This is a genomic window from Faecalibacter macacae (assembly GCF_003687725.1).
In the GTDB taxonomy this organism is placed as follows: domain Bacteria; phylum Bacteroidota; class Bacteroidia; order Flavobacteriales; family Weeksellaceae; genus Empedobacter; species Empedobacter macacae.
The window spans coordinates 32,844-52,864 of the sequence record NZ_RDOJ01000002.1 but is presented as its reverse complement, the minus strand read 5'-3'; the positions used below and the strand labels follow the sequence as shown (position 1 = coordinate 52,864).

The 20,021-nt window shown below is 30.4% G+C and carries 18 protein-coding genes and 6 tRNA genes; 17 read left to right on the top strand and 7 right to left on the bottom strand.

The window, feature by feature from the left end; translation table 11 throughout:
- Positions 1-206 precede the first annotated feature (206 nt).
- The 13 genes from mtgA to EAH69_RS01480 all read left to right on the top strand — a co-directional run bounded on the left by mtgA (position 207) and on the right by EAH69_RS01480 (position 8,132).
- Positions 207-881 carry a monofunctional biosynthetic peptidoglycan transglycosylase gene (gene mtgA / locus EAH69_RS01540; RefSeq protein WP_121933443.1) on the top strand — a complete coding sequence of 225 codons (675 nt, stop codon included), beginning with the start codon at positions 207-209 and terminating at the stop codon, positions 879-881.
- Between the two features lie 152 nt (positions 882-1,033).
- Positions 1,034-2,566: a glutamine-hydrolyzing GMP synthase gene (gene guaA / locus EAH69_RS01535; protein WP_121933442.1), complete on the top strand. Its 1,533-nt coding sequence runs from the start codon at positions 1,034-1,036 to the stop codon at positions 2,564-2,566.
- Between the two features lie 76 nt (positions 2,567-2,642).
- Entirely contained in the window at positions 2,643-3,212 is a 570-nt protein-coding gene (gene xpt / locus EAH69_RS01530) for a xanthine phosphoribosyltransferase (protein WP_121933441.1), read from the top strand.
- An 80-nt stretch (positions 3,213-3,292) separates the two neighbouring features.
- Entirely contained in the window at positions 3,293-4,039 is a 747-nt protein-coding gene (locus EAH69_RS01525; RefSeq protein WP_121933440.1) for a hypothetical protein, read from the top strand.
- Positions 4,040-4,363: 324 nt separating this feature from the next.
- Positions 4,364-4,434: transfer RNA gene (locus EAH69_RS01520), tRNA-Gln, on the top strand.
- Positions 4,435-4,509: 75 nt separating this feature from the next.
- Positions 4,510-4,580, top strand: a tRNA-Gln gene (locus tag EAH69_RS01515).
- Between the two features lie 33 nt (positions 4,581-4,613).
- Positions 4,614-4,684: transfer RNA gene (locus tag EAH69_RS01510), tRNA-Gln, on the top strand.
- Between the two features lie 41 nt (positions 4,685-4,725).
- A tRNA-Gln gene (locus EAH69_RS01505) sits at positions 4,726-4,796 on the top strand.
- 33 nt (positions 4,797-4,829) lie between these two features.
- Positions 4,830-4,900 (top strand) — tRNA-Gln (locus EAH69_RS01500).
- A gap of 41 nt (positions 4,901-4,941) precedes the next feature.
- Positions 4,942-5,012: transfer RNA gene (locus tag EAH69_RS01495), tRNA-Gln, on the top strand.
- Positions 5,013-5,096: 84 nt separating this feature from the next.
- Positions 5,097-5,639, top strand: coding sequence for an RNA polymerase sigma factor (locus EAH69_RS01490; protein WP_121933439.1), 543 nt, complete (start codon positions 5,097-5,099; stop codon positions 5,637-5,639).
- 63 nt (positions 5,640-5,702) lie between these two features.
- Positions 5,703-6,290 carry a C40 family peptidase gene (locus EAH69_RS01485; protein ID WP_121933438.1) on the top strand — a complete coding sequence of 196 codons (588 nt, stop codon included), beginning with the start codon at positions 5,703-5,705 and terminating at the stop codon, positions 6,288-6,290.
- Between the two features lie 9 nt (positions 6,291-6,299).
- Positions 6,300-8,132, top strand: coding sequence for a BamA/TamA family outer membrane protein (locus EAH69_RS01480; protein WP_147439063.1), 1,833 nt, complete (start codon positions 6,300-6,302; stop codon positions 8,130-8,132).
- Between the two features lie 47 nt (positions 8,133-8,179).
- On the opposite strand, the gene EAH69_RS01475 is transcribed toward EAH69_RS01480, so the two are convergent.
- Complete coding sequence (locus EAH69_RS01475) at positions 8,180-9,364, bottom strand: ABC transporter permease (RefSeq protein ID WP_121933436.1); 1,185 nt, start codon at positions 9,362-9,364, stop codon at positions 8,180-8,182.
- A 9-nt stretch (positions 9,365-9,373) separates the two neighbouring features.
- Complete coding sequence (gene rbfA, locus EAH69_RS01470) at positions 9,374-9,733, bottom strand: 30S ribosome-binding factor RbfA (protein ID WP_121933435.1); 360 nt, start codon at positions 9,731-9,733, stop codon at positions 9,374-9,376.
- Between the two features lie 81 nt (positions 9,734-9,814).
- Here rbfA and EAH69_RS01465 point away from each other — a divergent pair, with 81 nt between their 5' ends.
- A complete protein-coding gene (locus EAH69_RS01465; RefSeq protein ID WP_121933434.1) occupies positions 9,815-10,210 on the top strand; it encodes a group III truncated hemoglobin in 396 nt (131 codons plus the stop codon).
- A gap of 45 nt (positions 10,211-10,255) precedes the next feature.
- On the opposite strand, the gene EAH69_RS01460 is transcribed toward EAH69_RS01465, so the two are convergent.
- The 4 genes from EAH69_RS01460 to EAH69_RS01445 form a co-directional block, all read right to left on the bottom strand.
- Positions 10,256-11,629 (bottom strand): NAD-dependent succinate-semialdehyde dehydrogenase, encoded by a 1,374-nt coding sequence (locus EAH69_RS01460; protein WP_121933433.1) that lies wholly within the window; start codon positions 11,627-11,629, stop codon positions 10,256-10,258.
- A gap of 193 nt (positions 11,630-11,822) precedes the next feature.
- On the bottom strand, positions 11,823-13,415 hold the full coding sequence (gene dnaB / locus EAH69_RS01455; protein ID WP_121933432.1) for a replicative DNA helicase: 1,593 nt from the start codon (positions 13,413-13,415) through the stop codon (positions 11,823-11,825).
- 89 nt (positions 13,416-13,504) lie between these two features.
- Positions 13,505-14,458, bottom strand: a complete 954-nt coding sequence (locus EAH69_RS01450; protein WP_121933431.1) for an acetyl-CoA carboxylase carboxyltransferase subunit alpha — start codon at positions 14,456-14,458, stop codon at positions 13,505-13,507.
- Positions 14,459-14,611: 153 nt separating this feature from the next.
- Positions 14,612-15,790 carry a thiolase family protein gene (locus EAH69_RS01445; RefSeq protein ID WP_121933430.1) on the bottom strand — a complete coding sequence of 393 codons (1,179 nt, stop codon included), beginning with the start codon at positions 15,788-15,790 and terminating at the stop codon, positions 14,612-14,614.
- 172 nt (positions 15,791-15,962) lie between these two features.
- Between EAH69_RS01445 and EAH69_RS01440 the strand changes: the two genes are divergently transcribed.
- The 3 genes from EAH69_RS01440 (at position 15,963) to EAH69_RS01430 (ending at position 18,835) form a co-directional block, all read left to right on the top strand.
- On the top strand, positions 15,963-17,258 hold the full coding sequence (locus EAH69_RS01440) for a M28 family metallopeptidase (RefSeq protein WP_121933429.1): 1,296 nt from the start codon (positions 15,963-15,965) through the stop codon (positions 17,256-17,258).
- A 440-nt stretch (positions 17,259-17,698) separates the two neighbouring features.
- Positions 17,699-18,271, top strand: coding sequence for a hypothetical protein (locus tag EAH69_RS01435; protein WP_121933428.1), 573 nt, complete (start codon positions 17,699-17,701; stop codon positions 18,269-18,271).
- Positions 18,272-18,319: 48 nt separating this feature from the next.
- Complete coding sequence (locus EAH69_RS01430; RefSeq protein ID WP_121933427.1) at positions 18,320-18,835, top strand: hypothetical protein; 516 nt, start codon at positions 18,320-18,322, stop codon at positions 18,833-18,835.
- Between the two features lie 67 nt (positions 18,836-18,902).
- On the opposite strand, the gene EAH69_RS01425 is transcribed toward EAH69_RS01430, so the two are convergent.
- Positions 18,903-19,859: an isopenicillin N synthase family dioxygenase gene (locus EAH69_RS01425; RefSeq protein WP_121933426.1), complete on the bottom strand. Its 957-nt coding sequence runs from the start codon at positions 19,857-19,859 to the stop codon at positions 18,903-18,905.
- Positions 19,860-20,021: the final 162 nt, after the last annotated feature.

Genomic DNA, 20,021 nt, shown 5'->3' with positions numbered 1-20,021 from the left:
AAAAATAATTTAGGTTGGTTTAGTAAATATATAACATAAAAAATTGTTAATCAATATTATATACGTGATATTTTTTTTGATTTTTAAGATTAAATATTTATAACAGCTAATTTACTGGTGTTAAATAAGTTTTTCTATTTAATAATTTTCTTATTTCATTTATTCACTTTTTAATATAAATTTGAATCAAATTAGAAATCAATAGAATGTTTAAGTTTTTTAGAAAATTAATCTTATTCCTTTTTGTAGGACATTTACTATATATCGTTGCATTAAAATGGATTAATCCTCCAATTACTATTACACAAATAAATGAGATTGTTACTCAACAAAAGTTTTCAAGAGACTATATTTCGGGAGCTGATATGGGTACAAATATCAAATTAGCAGTAATTGGTTCTGAAGACCAAAAATTTCCAACTCACAACGGTTTTGATTTGGATGGAATTCAAAAGGCATTTGAAAGTAATCAAGATGGTAAAAAATTAAGAGGAGGTTCTACAATTTCTCAACAAGTAGCTAAAAATGTATTCTTATGGCAAGGTCGTTCTTGGGTAAGAAAAGGATTAGAAGTATACTTTACTTTTATGATCGAAAAAATATGGGGTAAGGAAAGAATTTTAGAAGTTTATTTAAATGTAGCTGAAATGGGAATCGGAGTTTTCGGAATAGAAGCAGCTTCAGAATATTATTTCAATAAACCAGCGAAAGATTTGACAAAAAATGAAGCAGCACGTATTGCAGCAGCTTTACCAAATCCAAGAAAATACAATGTTAATCCACCTTCTTCTTACATTTCAACAAGAGCAAGAAGTATTGAAAGACAAATGAGAAATATACAAGGTATGCCAGGTTTAACCGAAGCAATCGGAGAAAAATAAAATAGTAAAGCCTAATTTTTTTAGGCTTTTTTTATACCTAATACTTTCTAAAATATTAAATTTCAGAATTCGAATAATTTTATAAGTTTTTAATTGAAATTTAGTTTTAATAAAAGCTATAAAAGACTTAATTTTGCGCAAAGACAAACACAATGACGCAAGGAATTATTATTTTAGATTTTGGCTCGCAATACAATCAATTGATTGCACGCCGAATTCGAGAATTTGGAGTTTACACAGAAATTATCCCTTACCACACTTCGGTAGAAGAAATCAAAAAACACGACCCTAAAGGAATTATTTTATCAGGAGGACCTTCTTCAGTTTTTGGAGACGAGGCTGCTTTGGTAGAAAAAGAATTATTCGAATTAGGAATTCCAGTTTTAGGAATCTGTTACGGGATGCAATTAATTTCTCATCTATTAGGTGGTGAAGTTAAAAAAGGTGAAAAAGGAGAGTATGGAAAATCTGAATTAACTGTTTTAGCTCAAAATAGTTTATTTAACGAAGTCCCAGAAGTATCTACAGTTTGGATGAGCCACTTCGACGAAGTTGTAAAAGCGCCAGCTGGATTCACAGTTACAGGAAAATCAAATATAGATATAGCTGCATTAGCAAACGAAGAAAAAAATATTTTCGCAGTTCAGTTCCACCCAGAAGTTACACACTCTGAATTTGGTTCTAAAATGTTAGAAAACTTTGTTTTCAATATTTGTAAAGCAGAGAAAAATTGGGTTTTAACTGATTTTATCGAAACAGAAATCACACGTATCAAAAAAGTTGTAGGAGACAAAAAAGTAATCTTAGGACTTTCTGGTGGTGTAGATTCTTCTGTAGCTGCAGTTTTAATTCACCGTGCAATTGGAGATCAATTAACTTGTATTTTTGTTGATACTGGTTTATTAAGAAAAGATGAAGGGAAGAAAGTAATGGAAAATTACGGAAAACACTTCAATATGAACATCAAAATGGTTGATGCTGCCGATCGTTTCTTAACAAGCTTAAAAGGTATCGATGAGCCAGAAGCAAAACGTAAAGCAATTGGACGCGATTTCGTAGCTGTTTTTGATGAAGAATCAAAGAAATTTGATGATGCTTCTTTCTTAGCACAAGGAACAATCTACCCAGATGTAATTGAGTCTCAATCTGTAAAAGGGCCTTCTGCTACTATTAAATCTCACCACAATGTTGGTGGATTACCAGAAGATATGAAACTTCAATTATTAGAACCTTTACGTGAGTTATTTAAAGATGAGGTTCGTAAAGTTGGTGTTGAATTAGGTATTCCTCGCGAATTGGTATACCGTCACCCATTTCCAGGACCAGGATTAGGAATCCGTGTTTTAGGAGAAGTTGACGAAGAAAAAGTAAGAATCTTACAAGAAGCAGATCAAATTTTTATTGACGAGTTATATGCTCATAATTTATACGACGAGGTTTCTCAAGCTTTCGTTGTATTATTACCAGTAAAATCTGTAGGTGTAATGGGAGATGAGCGTACGTACGAATACACAGCAGTAGTTCGTTCAGCTAATACAATCGATTTTATGACTGCAACTTGGTCAAAATTACCTTACGAGTTTTTAGAGTTAGTTTCTAACCGAATTATCAACGAAGTTAAAGGTATTAACCGTGTAGCTTACGACATCAGTTCAAAACCACCAGCAACTATTGAGTGGGAATAAATAAAAATTAGTATATTAAGTCAGCATTTTTATGCTGACTTTTTTCTTTGTAAACTTTAAAAACTAATATATAATAATGGAACTTTTAAAAGAGAGAATATTAAAAGATGGAAAGAGTTTCGATGGTGGAATTTTAAAAGTAGATAGTTTTATTAATCATCAGATGGATCCTGTTTTAATGAAAAACATTGCAAATGAATTTGTGAAACGATTTTCAGATCTTAATATCAATAAAATTATTACAATTGAAGCGAGTGGAATTGCACCTGCAATTTTAGTAGGATTAGCTTTAGAATTACCAGTAGTTTTTGTAAAAAAAACGAAGCCTAAAACAATGGAAGGTTTTTATACAACACAAGTTTATTCTTTTACAAAAGATAAAACATATGATGTGTGTGTGAGTAATCAATATTTGAATGAAGGGGATAATGTAATTTTTATTGATGATTTCTTAGCAAACGGAAATGCAGCTTTAGGTGTCAAAGATTTGGTGAAACAAGCTGGAGCGAATTTGTCAGGAATGGGATTTATTATAGAAAAGTCTTTTCAGGAAGGTAGAGATCGATTATTAGATAAAGGAATTAGGGTTGAATCTTTAGTAAGAATAGAGTGGTTAGGAGAAAACTCTATTGAGTTTGTAGAATAAAATTTAACAAAATTGTCAAATTTATTTTTTTCAATTAAAAAAAAAATATTTAACTTGAGATAAATTTAATACTCACTATTATGAAAAAATCAATATTATTTGCCACAATTATCTTCTCTCAAGTGGCTTTTGCATCAGATTTTAAGCAAATCCAAAAAGATTCAAATTCTGAATTATTTATTAATCAAAAAACAAATGTTTTAATAAATATATCAAGTTCGGATGACTTAAAATTAACTAAAGCCTTTAAAAAAGATTTGATAATTTATTTAAATAAAAAATTCAAAAATTTAACATTTAATTTTGATTCTAATAAATCAAATGATTTTCAAATTGATTTGAATTTAAAAAATGTATCAATTCAACATTTTAATGTGCCGAAAACTGAAACTAGAGCACAGATGGGAGTAGCTGCAAAAAAAGATGAAGTAGCAAAATCATTTCAAACAATAGATAATTCAGGGGTTTTATCAAATTCAGTAATTGTATTTAATTCTCAATTAAAATACATGAATAATAAAGATTTTAAATTTGAAGTTGTTAGTTCAAATTATTTAATTTCTAAAGATGGAATAAATAAGAATAATGAATTTATTTCAGTAAATGATATTTATAAAACATTAGATTATGAATTTTTAGATTTTATAAAAGAAGATAATTTTGTTAATAAACAAGAAATTGGTTTTACTAATGGATTAAACGGAACTTCTGGTTTTAGTGAAAATAATATCAATATTTCTAATAGAGAAAATGATTTTAAAGCGAAAGCTGTCATTTTTGCTTTAGTTTTTAGAGATTTAGAAGACCTGTTGAAATATAAAATATAAAATTATCATTATCGGATTTTAATTCCAAAAAGTATTTCAAATTATCCAAGTATTATCAAGTAAAGTTGTAATCTATGTTTTATTATTAAAAAATGTAGACAAAGCTTTATCAAATTTTATAATTATTTAATCAAAATAAAGTTTTAAAAAGCCTTCATAGAACATGGAAGGTTTTTTTTATTGATTTTTTTAAAAATTTTTAAATTTTTTTAAAATTCATTTTCAATTATTTAAGATGTAATCTGTCTGTTTTAGCGAAATTTGATGTAAAATTGTTTTGGTGAATTAAAAAACCTTTCTATATTTGCACTGCAATTAAGACAGAGACCCATGGTGTAACGGTAGCACATCGGTTTTTGGTGCCGCCTGTCGGGGTTCGAATCCCTGTGGGTCTACAAGTCTAATGCCTCGATAAATTTTTGTTGGGGCATTTTTATCCTCTCTAGGATTGGTTGCAGTTTATTATATATAGACCCATGGTGTAACGGTAGCACATCGGTTTTTGGTGCCGCCTGTCGGGGTTCGAATCCCTGTGGGTCTACAATATTTTAAACAACATAAGAATAATTACTATAGACCCATGGTGTAACGGTAGCACATCGGTTTTTGGTGCCGCCTGTCGGGGTTCGAATCCCTGTGGGTCTACAAATTCTTTTAGAATTGAAGTAATTATTAAAATACCGCATAGACCCATGGTGTAACGGTAGCACATCGGTTTTTGGTGCCGCCTGTCGGGGTTCGAATCCCTGTGGGTCTACAATATTTTAAACAACATAAGAATAATTACTATAGACCCATGGTGTAACGGTAGCACATCGGTTTTTGGTGCCGCCTGTCGGGGTTCGAATCCCTGTGGGTCTACAAATTCTTTTAGAATTGAAGTAATTATTAAAATACCGCAAAGACCCATGGTGTAACGGTAGCACATCGGTTTTTGGTGCCGCCTGTCGGGGTTCGAATCCCTGTGGGTCTACAATTAAAGCTCTAATATTATATATTGGAGCTTTTTTTATATAAATATATTTACTATATTTAAATTATATCCTTTGAAAAATATATGACTTTAGATCAAATTATTGTAGACGCTAAAAAAGGAAAGCGTAATGCTCAAAATCTTTTAATAGAATTGCTCTGGTCGCAAGTTTACTATTATGTTTTTCTTAAAATTAAAAATGAAGAAGAAGCAGAGGATATTACAATTGAAACTTTCACAAAAGTCCTTTCAAAATTAAAATTGTATAACGAAGACTTCGATTTTAAAACTTGGGTTATTTCAATAGCTCATAATACAATGATTGATCATATCAGAAAAACTCCAGAATTAAATTTATCAATTGATGATGGATTTAATTTTAGAATGTTGAATGATAGTGAAAAATCGCCAGAAGATTATTTAATACTAAAACAAGATACAGATAAAGTACTAAAGGCTATAGATTTATTATCTCCAAAGTATAAACGAATTGTCGAATTACGATTCTTAGAAGATAAAACTTATAAAGAATTAGCTGAAGATTTAGGACTTAGTTTACCTAATGTAAAGGTAAGAGTGTTAAGAGCTAGGCAACTTTTAGCTGAAATATTAGAGAAAGAAGCTTAATATCAGCTTTTATTTAACAAGATTTTTAGTTAATTTTACCATAAGAGTTGGTTAATATATACGATGAAAAACATTTTTTTTTACTTTTTAGCAATAGCATTTTCTTTTATAGTTGTTTCTTGTGGATCTTCTAATAAGGTTACATCTTATAAGAAAACAGCAGCAAATAGGGTTTATTCAAAAATAAATTCGGCTAGTAAATATCCTGCAAAAGGAAAAAGTTCAAGTTCTTCATCAGTTTATAGATCTTCAAGCAAAACATATTCTTCAAAAGATACAAGTAACGTTTTAAGTACAGCAAAATCATTTTTAGGTGTGCCATACAAATATGGAGGTACAACAAGAAGCGGATTTGATTGCTCTGGATTAGTTGTGGTAAGTTTTAATAAAATAGATTATAAATTACCAAGAAATTCATCACAACAAGCACAAGAGGGGCGCGAAATTAAAATTTCAGATGCAAGAGAAGGTGATTTAGTATTTTTTAATACATCAGGCTCTTCAATTTCACATGTCGGTATCATTGAAAGTATTGAAAAATCAGGAGAAATTAAATTTATTCACTCATCTACTTCAAAAGGTGTAATAATTTCTTCGATGGATGAAAATTATTGGAAAACTAGATTTGTAAAAGCCATTAGACTTTTATAAATTGAGTTAGTGAAAAATATACAATCTTACATACTAAACTGTTTGATTGTTTTTCTTTTTAGTTTTTCTGGTTTTCAGGTTCTTGCGCAGAAAACAGACACTGTAAAGGTGGTTAATCAGGGAAAAAAATCGGAAAAAGAATATTCTAAATTCAGAAAATTATATTCTAAATACCTTTTTAAACAAAGAAAAACGGCAACTTCTACTCCAATCACTTCTATAAACACCAGTTTTGAAGGGAAGCCAATACGTTATATCCATATTTCATCACATGATCCTTTTGGTTATTCGCTACAAGATACACTGAAAAGACCTACAAAATGGATTGAGAAGACCGGAAATACATTACATGGTAAAACTAAAAATTTTGTAATTAGAGAATTGCTGTTATTTAAAGATGGAGATTTATTAGATACTTTAAAATTAAAAGAATCTGAACGTGTACTTCGTTCTCAGCGTTTATTAAGACGTGTAGAGATTGTTCCTAAAATGACTGAAAATTCAGATTCGGTAGATGTGTACGTTAATTCAATAGATACATGGTCTATGGTTGCAACTGGATCTATTTCTACATCAAAAGCAGGTGTTCGTATTAGAGAAAGAAACTTTTTAGGTTTGGGACATGTTTTTGATAATCGATACAGACATAATTATAAAACAGGAAATAATCTATATCAATTCAATTATACTGTTCCAAATATTGCAAAAACTCGTATTACAGGAAATGTAAATTATTTTAAAAATGAATTAGATCATTTTAATAAAAGTATCAATTTTACACGACCTTTTTATTCGCCATTGGCACGTTATGCAGGAGGAATTTCAGTAGGACAAACGTACTATCAAGATTCTTTAGCTTACGGAATTCCTAATATGGAATATTATAACTTCAAATATAATTATACAGATATTTGGGGAGCAAGAGCTTTCAGAATTAGTAATTCGGACCGAAGAAATATTACTAATTTTATTATTTCTTCACGATTTTATGATCGTACCTATAAAGAAGGTCCAACACATGAAGCTGATCCATATGAAATGTTTAATAAACAAACGAATTATTTTCTTGGTTTAGGTATTTCGTCTCGTCGTTACGAGAAATTAAATTATTTATTTCAGCAAGGAAATGATGAAGATGTTGCTGTAGGTAAAGTTTTTGGATTAACAATGGCAATGCAAGATAGGCCAGGATATGAACGATTTTATATTGGTGCAAAAACTTCTGCCGGAGGATTTTTAAAAGGTAATTTCTTTGGAATCGATGCGCAAGCAGGTTCATTTTTTAGAGCTGGAGAAGGAGAACAAACAACAGTTAATTTACAAGGATTATATTTTTCTAAATTACTATCTATAGGTAATTGGAATATTAGACAATTTGCTAAAGTAAATTATTTGATAGGTTTTAATAGATGGGATACAAGTGCTGATGAATTGACTTTACATGAACATGATTTGTACGGTATGGATGGCGTAAGAGGTGCTCGTAACTTAAAAGGTGATCAGAAATTATTAATGGAAGTACAGACACAAACGTACTCGCCATACGAATTTTTAGGATTTCGTATTTCACCATTTTTTAATGCTGCTTTAGGTGTTGTAGGAAATAGAAAAAGTAATTTCTTTGAGAAAGATAATATTGTGGCTAGAGTTGGATTAGGAGTTTTATTTACGAATGATTATTTTGTATTTAATAACTTTCAGATTTCATTTTCTTTCTATCCAAGAATTCCAGCAGAGGGAAGTAATATTATTAAATCTAACGTAATTGATAATAGAGATTTCAACTTGATGGATTTTGACTTTAGTAAACCAAATTATATTCGTTGGAACCGATGGGATTAAAATATAAAGTATAAAAAAGGAATCAATAATATGATTCCTTTTTTTATTTATTTTACTTGCTTAGACATTAACCAGGATACAAATCCTCCGATTCCTAAAACTGTTGCAATTACAATTACAAAGTTAATAATAGAAAATTCGAACGGAAATGGTATCGTAGCAGATGCCATTACTAATCCAAAATTGATTTGTAATAACCCAAGCACTGTCGCAATTAATAAACCAGTTACCATTGCTACAGCTGTAATTATTAAACCAGTATAAGCAAAAATTCGTCTAATATCTCTACGAGAAAGACCAAAGCTATACATGGTTTGTATTTCTTTTGTTTTATCAAGAATAATGATAATAATTGTTCCTGCAAGATTAAAACAAGCGATAATAATAACTAAAGTGAAAATTAAGTAAATGATTAGGTTTTCCATATTCATTACTTTAAGAAAAGCAGAGTCTAAATCTTGTCTTGTTTCTACTTTATAGTTATCTCCAAGTTGTTTCTTTAAATTATCTTTTACGCTATTTAAATCTTTTTTACCATCAGTTTTAATTTCAATTGAATAAGCTGAAATTGAATCTAATTGCAATAATTGTTGAGCTAAACCGATTGGAGCAAAAATATGTTTATCATACTGCTCATTCAAAATAAATATTCCGTTACTATAAGCTTCTGCTTTTGTAAAAGCATCACTTTCTTGTTTTATCATTCCAGTTCCAGCCTTTGGCATCATCAAAGTGGCCGGATTTATAGGATCAATATACAATTGTAAACGCTGTGCTATACCGTTAGAAACGATAAAATTGTCATTAAACTCAAAGTTTAAATATTCGCCACCGTAAACCACTGTGTCAAGCCGTGTAACAGTTGTAAAATTTTCGTCAATTCCTTTTAAATAGGCGATATCTTGCATTCCATTGTAATCGATATAGATTTTTTCTTCAATTACTTTAGAATATGATTTAACTAAGTTATTCTTCTTTAAAAGATTTTCTAAATTCGGAATATCAGTTAAAACTTTACCCTTTGCTGGAGAAACTTTTATTTCAGGATTTACATTACTATAGAATTTTAAATTCATCTTTTCTAAACCAGAGAAGACAGATAAAATAACAAATAGAGCTGCAGTTGCGACTAAAATAGCACCTACAGCAATAGAAGTAATTATGTTTACAGCATTGGTATTGGCACTAGAAAAAAAGTATCGCTTAGCAATGTAAAAAGAAATATTGCGCATCAAATTGTATTATAAAATAGGATTGTTTCCTTTTCCGTTTAATGCGTTATCGATTTTTTCAATTTGATCTAAAGAATCATCTAAAATGAAAATTAATTCAGGCGTAATACGCATATGCTTAGCCGCACCTTTAGATAAAATTCCTCTAAATTTTGGTGTATTTGTTTTAATTTCTTTTAAGATTTCGTCTTTACGATTGTTTGGAAAAATACTAACATAGATTTTAGAAACGCTTAAATCTGGAGTAACTTTCACTTCTGTAACGCTTATTAAGTTACCTGGAAACTCTTCTGTACCCCATTTTCTAAATGCCTCTGCTAATTCCTCTTGAAATAATTTTCCTACTTTTTGTTGTCTATTGCTATCCAAAATATTGTCGTTTTATGAATAAGCGAAATTACCGCTTTTTTTTGTGATTAAAAAGTATTCAAATATTTGTATTTTTGTTGCATGAAAAAAGATATTTCAAATTCTGAAGATATTGCACTTTTAGTAAATCAATTTTATGATTTAGTAGTAAAAGATGACTTAATTGGTCCGTTTTTTACCAATGTTGCAAATGTTGATTGGAAAGATCATTTACCTCATATGATTCAGTTTTGGGAAACTGTTTTATTAGGTAAAGCGACTTTTGAAGGTTGGCCAATGCGAACGCATTTGGTTCTGAATAAAAAAGCTGCTTTGAAAGAAGAGCATTTTGATCGCTGGATGGAATATTGGTTTAAAACTTTGGATGAAAATTTTGAAGGGCCAATTGCTTTAGAAGCTAAAAATCGTGCGAAAATTATGAGAGATTTGATACTTTTTAAAATAGAGCAACAAAAAACTCAGAATATAATTCAATAAAAAAAGGCAACTTAATTAAGTTGCCTTTTTTTATTGAATATGTAATTATTTTGAAGTCAAAATTAATTTTCTGTTTAAGAATTCTAAAATTCCTGCTTTAGATAATTCTCTTCCGTATCCCGAACGTTTTGTTCCTCCGAAAGGCAATTCTGGACTAGATGAAACTTGTTTGTTGATATAAACCATTCCACTGTCAATTTTACGAGCCATATCATGAGCCAGTTCAATATTCTCAGTATAAATTGATGCTCCTAAACCGTACATTGTATCGTTTGCAATAGTTAAAGCTTCTTCTACTGATTTTACTTTAATTAAACAGATAACTGGACCAAAAACTTCTTCGTCGTAAGCTTTCATTCCTGGTTTTAAATCGGCTAAAATAGTCGGTTCCATAAAAGAACCTTCCGTTCCAATTTGTTTTCCTCCAATAACTAATTCAGCTCCGTTTTCAACAGATTTATTTACTTGATCTAATAACGTTTCTAAAGCTGGAGCAGAACTAACAGGTCCCATGTCTGTATCATCTTCCAAAGGATTTCCAACTTTCATGTTCTCAACATAGGTTTTAACTTTAGCTAAATATGCATCGTAAATATCTTCTTGAACAATAATCCTTTTAGATGAAGTACAAGCTTGTCCTGCATTACGTAAACGACCATTAATTGTTCCAGACATTACTTTCTCTAAATCTGCATCATTTAAAACAATCATCGGATCAGTTCCGCCTAATTCTAAAACAGATTTTTTGATATTTTCTCCAGCAACTTTAGCAATACTTGCCCCGGCTGCATCAGAACCTGTTAAAGAAACTCCTTTGATACGATTATCTCCAACTAAAGCAGAAGTTTCTTTTCCACTGATGAATAAGTTTGTGTATAATCCTTTTGGAGCACCAACTTTTTCGAAAATTGCTTCAAAAGCTTCTCCACATTGTGGAATGTTAGAAGCTGTTTTTAATAAAATTGTGTTTCCAGCCATGATATTAGGAGCAGCGAAACGAGCAATTTGAGAAAATGGAAAATTCCAAGGCATAACACCTAATAAAGTTCCGATAGGTTCCGAAAATATTAAAGCATCTCCTTTCTCTGTAACTAATGTATCTGGTTTTAAGAATTCTTCAGCATGATCTGCGTAATAATCTAAAATATTAGCACTATAATCAATTTCAATACGACTTTCACGTAATGGTTTACCCATTTCAGTCGTAATCAATGTTGCTAAATGTTCTTTTTGAGCACGCATTTCTGCTGCAGCAGCTTTTACGATTTGTTTACGATTTTCGAAAGATTCAAATCGCCAAGTTTTGTACAAATCATCCGCCCTTTGAATTGCATTGTTGATTTGTTCTGTTGTATAGGGTTGAAATTCTTTTTCTATTTTACCTGTAGCAGGATTTAGTGTTCTAATTGAACTCGTCATAATTCGATGAATTAATTTGTTCTACAAATTTGATGTTTATTCTACTTATGCAAAAGAAATTAGCATAAATATTAATAATGAAATCGGTTATAATATCAATAAATACAATAAAAGTTCCAAAATTAATTGGTAGAAAAAAGGGATTAGCAAAAGCTAAACCCTTTTATATAAAGTATTAAAATATTTTATTTTTTTAGAAAGGTAATGAATCATCATCGTTCATCGAACTTGAGAAACTTCCCAAATCTCCGAAAGAATCTAAAGGATTACTTGTTGGTAAATTAATTGAGCTATTAAATTCAAAATCACTATCACCACCGTTATTCATTTTAGAAATCATTTGTCCATCATTCATTGAACTCTGAATTTCAAAATCATTATTACCATAAGAAGGTTCTAGATCTGTGAATTTTGCTTGTTCGTTGATGAATCGTAAACGAATATTTTCTAAAGCACCATTACGGTGTTTTGCAATGATAAATTCAGCCTGACCCGCACATGGTAAGTTATCATCATCCCAAAATTCTAATTTATAATATTCTGGTCGATAAATAAACGATACGATATCGGCATCCTGCTCAATGGCTCCAGATTCACGTAAATCTGAAAGTAAAGGACGTTTACTTCCCCCACGTGTTTCTACCGAACGAGATAACTGTGATAATGCAATTACTGGAATATTTAACTCTTTTGCAATAGCTTTTAAGGAACGCGAAATCATAGAGATTTCTTGCTCACGATTACCATTTGCTTTTCCACCAGCAGTCATTAATTGCAAGTAGTCAATCAGAATCATTTTAACTCCGTGTTGAGAAACTAAACGACGCGCTTTTGCACGTAAATCAAAAATAGAAAGGGCAGGAGTATCGTCAATATATAACGGTGCATTTTCTAAACCTTTTACTCTTGAATATAATTGTTTCCACTCGTGGTCAGCTAATTTCGCTTTACGTAATTTTTCCCCAGAAATACCTGTTTCTCCAGAAATCATACGTGTAATTAACTGAACAGATGACATCTCTAATGAGAAAACGGCAACGGGTATATTTTGGTCTACAGCCATGTTTTTCGCCATCGATAAGATGAAGGCTGTTTTACCCATACCAGGACGTGCTGCAAGAATAATTAAATCCGATTCTTGCCAACCAGAAGTAATTTTATCAATTTCTGTAAACCCAGAAGTTAATCCAGACATTCCTTCTTTTTTAGACATTTCAGCAATTTTTTCAACTGCTTCTTTAACTAAAGAATTTGCGCTTGAGTAACTTTTTTTGATTCCACCTTCTGTGATTTCGAATAATTTACTTTCAGAGAAATCTAAAAGATCAAAAACATCAGCAGAATCATCGTATGATTTATCAATAACTTCTGTCGAAATTTCGATTAATCGTCTTAAAATGTATTTTTCTTGGATTACACGAGCATAGTATTCTACGTGTGCAGCAGAAGATACACGTTGTGTTAATTGGATAAGATAGTAATCTCCTCCAATCATATCTAACCTGCCTTCTTTCTTAAGTTCATTTGCAACTGTTAACAAATCAATAGGCTGAGATTCGTTGAATAATCTTTGAATCACAGCGTATATCGCTTGATGTTCAGGACGATAAAAAAATTGAGGAGTTAAGATGTCGATAACTTCATCTAACCCTTTATTGTCAATCATCATTGCACCAAGAACAGCTTGCTCTAAATCTACGGCTTGAGGTGGGATTTTTCCACGCTCTAAATTCACCACTTTTTTAGGCATTGAGTTTGTGTTTTGAAAACTATTTGCTTGTTCCATAAGACGGCAAAATTACATAAAAAAAACGAGATATCTATATGTATAAATATCTCGTTTTATTTTGACTTAATAATAATCTTTTGTAAAAATTATCCTGAGAATTCTCCGAATTTAATGTAACGTTCTTGACGTTGTTTTTGTAATTCAGTCTTAGATAATTTATTTAATTCGTGGTAAGTTTCTAAAACTTTATCCTTTAAATTATTGTAAGCAACTTCTGGTTTGTAGTGTGCTCCACCAAGTGGTTCTTTGATTAAATCTTCAATTAATCCTAATTCTAACATATCAGGACCAGTTAATTTCATTTGAGAAGCAGCTTGTTGTTTGTATTCCCATGTTCTCCATAAGATAGTTGAACAGTTTTCTGGAGAAATTACAGAATACCAAGTGTTTTCTAACATAAATACTTTGTTTCCAACACCAATTCCTAAGGCTCCACCAGATGCACCTTCACCAATAACAACAGTAATGATTGGAACAGTAAGTTTCAACATTTCATAGATGTTTTTAGCGATAGCTTCACCTTGTCCGCGTTCTTCAGCTTCTAAACCAGGGTATGCACCAGGAGTGTCAACTAATGTTAAAACTGGAATGTTAAATTTCTCAGCTAATTTCATTAATCGTAAAGCTTTACGGTAACCTTCAGGATTTGACATTCCGAAACGACGATATTGACGTTCTTTTGTATTTTTTCCTTTTTGTTGACCAATGATCATAAAAGTTTGACCATTGATTTTTCCCATTCCACCAACCATAGCTTTATCGTCACCGAAAGTACGGTCTCCGTGAATTTCTACGAAAGTATTGTCAGTAATTGCGTAAGCATAGTCTAATGTGTATGGGCGTGAAGGATGACGTGATAATTGTACACGTTGCCATGGCGTTAAGTTACCATAGATTTCCTTCTTTTTGTTTTCAATTGCAATTTCAATTTCAACACATGCTTGTTTAATATTAACAGCGTTTCCGTCTCCTAAAACTTGACAGCTTTTTAATTGCTCTTCTAGTTCTTGGATTGGTTGTTCAAAATCTAAATATTCCATAATGCGTTTTTAATTGGAGGAACAAATATATAAAAGGATTTTTAACTCGGCACTTATATAATTGTTTGTTTTTGTTGTTTTAAAATTATAAATTGTCTCAAAATGATAATAGAGACCTGCATTAGGTCTCTATTTTATTATGAGGAAATTAGCTTATAATTTTTCGATAATCATAGCAGAAGCGCCTCCACCACCGTTACAGATAGCGGCTCCACCATATTTAGCTCCGTTTTGTTCTAATACATTTAATAATGTTACAAGAATACGAGAACCAGAGTTTCCTAGTGGGTGACCTAATGAAACAGCACCACCATTTACGTTAACTTTTTCTGGATTTAATCCTAATAATTGAGTATTTACAATCCCAACAACAGAAAATGCTTCGTTAAATTCCCAAAAATTAACTGCAGATTTGTCTAAATTAGCTTTAGCTAATACTTTTTCAACTGCTTTTGTTGGAGCTGTAGTAAACCATTCTGGTTCGTGTGCAGCATCAGCATATGCAGTAACTTTAGCTAAAGGTTTTAATCCTAATTCGTTTGCTTTATCTAAAGACATTAAAATTAAAGCAGAAGCTCCGTCATTAATTGTAGATGCATTTGCAGCAGTTACAGTTCCGTCTTTTGAGAAAACTGCACGTAATCCTGGAACTTTATCAAAATTTACATTTTTGTATTCCTCATCTTCTTTAAATAAAACCGGTTCACCTTTACGTTGAGGAATTTCTACAGGTACAATTTCGTTATCAAATTTACCACCTTGCCAAGCAGCTGCCGATTTTTTGTAAGAATTAATAGCAAACTCATCTTGTTGCTCACGAGTTACATTGTATTTTGCAGCTGTCGCATCACCACAAGTACCCATCATTTCTTTGCTGTAAGCGTCTTGTAAACCATCTGCAACGATACCATCTAATAAAACAGTATTCCCATATTTATTTCCAGAACGTGCGCTTTGCGAGTAGAAAGGAACTAAAGACATGTTTTCCATCCCACCAGCAACAACAATATCAGCATCTCCTAAACGGATTGATTGTGTAGCTAACATAACAGCCTTCATACCAGAAGCACATACTTTGTTAACTGTAGTTGCAGGAACTGTATTAGGAATTCCGGCTTTAATCATAGCTTGTTTTGCAGGTGCTTGTCCTTCACCAGCTTGTAGAACATTACCCATGTAAACTTCGTCTACTAATGCTGGGTCTAAATTAATTTTATTTAATGCTCCTTTTATAGCAGTAGCACCTAAGTCTGTAGCAGGAATAGAAGATAAGCTTCCTAAAAATGATCCCATTGCTGTACGAACAGCAGAGACAATAACAACTTCTTTCATTTTTTTATTTTGTGATTTTGTTTTTTTACTAAGTGCAATATAAAAAAAAATAAAAAATTTATTCAGAATGAATGTTTAATTTTCTATTAGTTTTGATATATAATTATCAATATTATTATGTAATATTTGAATTAATCGTAAATGTTTAGTTTTTAATAAATTGTAAATCGATATGAGAGAGATTAGATACTTATATTTTTGTGTGTTTTTAGTTGTTACAACAATAGCTTTTGGTCAGCCAAAATATTATGATCAGATATTAAAGCAATTAACATCAAAAAAAATGGCTGGTCGTGGATATACATATGATGGAATGGAAAAAGCATCGAAGTATTTAGCAAAAGAGTTTGAAAAGAATAACTTAAAATCTTTTAATGGAAGTTATTTACAAGAGTTTGAGTTTCCAATTAATATTATTCATCAAGCTGAATTAACGATTAATGGTAAGAAACTAGTTTACGGAAAGGATTATATCGTAAAACCGAGTTCTAAATCTGTAGATTATTCAGAAAATTCTAGTTATTATAATTTCCCTGTTGAAGATTATATCGATTCTTTTCAATCTTTAGAAAAAACGAAACAATTCATTATACAAGATTCAAAAAACCAAAAGGGAAAACACATCATCTTGCCAGCGCTGAATACAAAAGTAGATTCAATCAAGAATTATTATAAACAATGGGCGAATATTTATGAAAAGGATAATAATGCAAACCGTGCTATTTTCAGATTTACTGAAGATTCATTATTAAGCAGTTTAAGTCAAAGACAAGCCGGAATAAGTGAATTTATAATCAAGAATAAATATTATTCAGAAGATTTAAAAATCAATAAATATTCGATAAAATCTGAATTCAATCCTAAATTTAAGTTCAACAATGTTATCGGATATGTTGATGGAGATAATAATGATTCTGTTGTTGTAATTACAGGTCATTACGATCATTTAGGAAGAATAAATAAATCATATTTCCCAGGAGCGAGTGATAATGCAAGTGGAACAGCGATGGTGTTAGAATTAGCAAAATATTATTCGAAAAATAAACCAAAATATAGAACTGTTTTTATGCTTTTCGGAGCTGAAGAGGCTGGAATTGTTGGTTCTTATAAATATGTTGCTTCACCTTTATTCCCATTAAATAATATCAAGTTTTTAGTAAATTTAGATATTATGGGCGCTGGTGATGAAGGAATTCAGGTAGTTAATGGAACTAAATATAAAAAAGAGTTTAATGATTTAGTTGAAATTAATTTAGAAAACAATTTTTTGAAACAAGTTAAAGTTAGGGGTGAATCATGTAATTCAGATCATTGTCCATTTGACCAAAAGGGTGTTCCGTCTTTTTTTATATATACATTGGGAGGAAAGGGAAATTACCATAATATATATGATAGTTACAAAAATTTAGATTTATCTCACGTAGAAAATGTTCGAGATTTATTGATTAAATTTGTAGCTGGTTTATAAAAAAAATAATCCGTTCCAAAAGAACGGATTACTAACCAACCTAAACTACTATAAAAAACTCTAAAAAGTAAAAAGGGTTCGAGATAATTTCATCTTCATTAATCAGTTTCATTTTCTCAAGTGAACTCCTTTGTAATTACTATCTATGAATAAATTTATTTGTACTGCAAATCTCGTGATATTTTTGACTTGATGCAATAAATGCTATATATATTATTCAATGCGGCTATAGTTAAAATTTATTAAAGATTTCCTATTAACCTGCAAATGTTTATAAATAGATAAGTTAAGTGTGTTTCAATATGGTGTAAAATGTAAAATAAGAAATGTGTAAAAATTCAACTTTAACTTTTTATTATAATTTTGCTTTTGCAAATTATGATTACCGAAATGTAATTTTCGTTTCAAAAAGTGATAGTTTTTAATAAAAATAATCAAAAATGAGTAATAAAAAGATTTTCGGATTAGTATTAACAACATTATTTTCTATGCTTAATGCACAAGAAATTCATCCAAATAATGTCCGAAAAGCAGTTTATGATAGCATATTAAATGATATTAGTAATAATCGTAAAATATATACAATTAAAGAAATATATGTAGATGCTACTGTAAATAAGTTTGATGATATAGAAATGACCTCTTATGGAGTAAAACTTTCGGATCCGGAATATGTAAATGATGAAGAGTTTTGTAAGATTTTAAATAATACCAAATGCGTTGATAAATTAAAAATTGATCAATTTACTTTAAGTAAGATTTATCAAGAACATAAAGATGAAAAGTATACCGATTTTTATGGTATTTATGCACCTTTAGATCATTGGTATACTGTAATACATCACACATTTCAATATCTTTTACAAAACGATAAACCTCAATTTTCCTCGGTAACGATTCCTGTTAAAAATGTTTATTTTAAAAATGGTGATGTGATTACAAATCATTATTTCTATCATTTTGATTTAGATAAAGATTTCAAAATCATTTCTTTTAAAAGGATTAATTTTTAAATATTCGAAAAACTTATGTAAATTTATATCACTCATAGTTAGTTTTTTATGAATGATGTGCAGAACTACATTGAAGAGCTAAAACAACTATCAAAAGGAAATCTTAGAATTTGCCGAATGAATTGGTGGTTGTTGAAGTATGAAGATGAATTTAAAGAAGCAATAAATCAAACTTCATGTAAAAAATGGGCCAGATGGTTATATAAAGGAGAGCATCCTTATCCATGTGTTTGTCCCAAAAGAGATAATTTGTGCGTATTTATAGATTTATATCGGGAATTGGATCGATTAACTCAAATTCAACATTTAGAGAATTACTTTGAAGAAAAGTTTAATAATTTTCAAGTTATAAAGGATTCGGGAGATGCAATTATGAAATGGATGAGAGATATACGACCAACAATTTCTGAGATTTATTTAACGCTTGATAAAAATGAAAATTTGAAGGTTAGATTTTATAATTCAGACCCCATTTTAGAAGTTAATATCAATAAAAGCGATTATAAATACACTTTATTATGCTTGGATATTTTTAATTACAATATGTACGTCCGTGGGATGTAATAAAAAAGGTACTCAAAAAATAATTTGAATACCTTTTTTTATTATTGAAATAATGATTAAATAGTTCTTATTTAATTAATCCGATTTCTCTTAAACGTTGCGTTAAGAAATCACCTGCAGTGATATCATCAAATTGTTTTGGGTTTTCTTCAGTAACACAGTTTTCTAAAACAGATAAATCCATATCAGAAACAGGGTGCATAAAGAAAGGGATAGAGTAACGAGAAGATCCCCATAATTCTCTTTCTGGATTAACTACACGGTGAATCGTAGATTTTAAACGATTGTTTGTGTGGCGAGATAACATATCTCCAACATTAATCACTAACTCATCATCTTCTGCAATTGCATCAACCCAAGTTCCGTCGTGTTTTTGTACTTGTAAACCACGTCCTTGCGCTCCCATTAATAAAGTAATTAAGTTGATGTCGCCATGTGCTCCTGCACGAACAGCACCTTCTTTAGGTTCTTCTGTAATTGGAGGGTAGTGAATTGCTCTTAAGATTGAATTACCATTAGCTACTTTATCATCAAAATAGAATTCATCTAAACCTAAGAAAATAGCTAATGCACGTAAAACGTAAACACCAGTTTTTTCTAATTGTTTGTATGTTTCTTCACCGTATTGAGTGAAAGTAGGAACTTCAGCAACGCTTACATTTTCTGGGTAGTTGTATTTAGCTTTGTCTTCTTCAGCTAAATATTGTCCAAAGTGCCAAAACTCTTTTAAATCACCAACTTTACTTCCTTTAGCATGTTCGTTACCAAATTTTGTATAACCACGTTGTCCACCAATTCCTTCAACAATATAATTTTGTTTTGTTTCAGTTGGTAACGCGTAGAAATCACGAACGCTACTGTATAAATTATCAACTAATTCGTCAGATAAAAAATGTCCTTTTAAAGCAACGAATCCAATTTCTTCATAAGCTCTCCCAATTTCGTTGACAAATTTTTGTTTTCTTGCTGGATCTTCTGATAAGAAATCTGCAAGGTTAACTGATGGTATTCCAGTTTGTGACATTATATATGTTTTATTTGTATTAAAATGTTTCACAAAGTTAAATAAACTTTTGAAATGTGAATAATATTGTTGATAACTTTTGTTGCAAGGTATTGTTATCAACTATAAATTGAGTTTTAAAATAAGATTAATTGTTTAATTAATTGTAATTGAGTGTTTGAA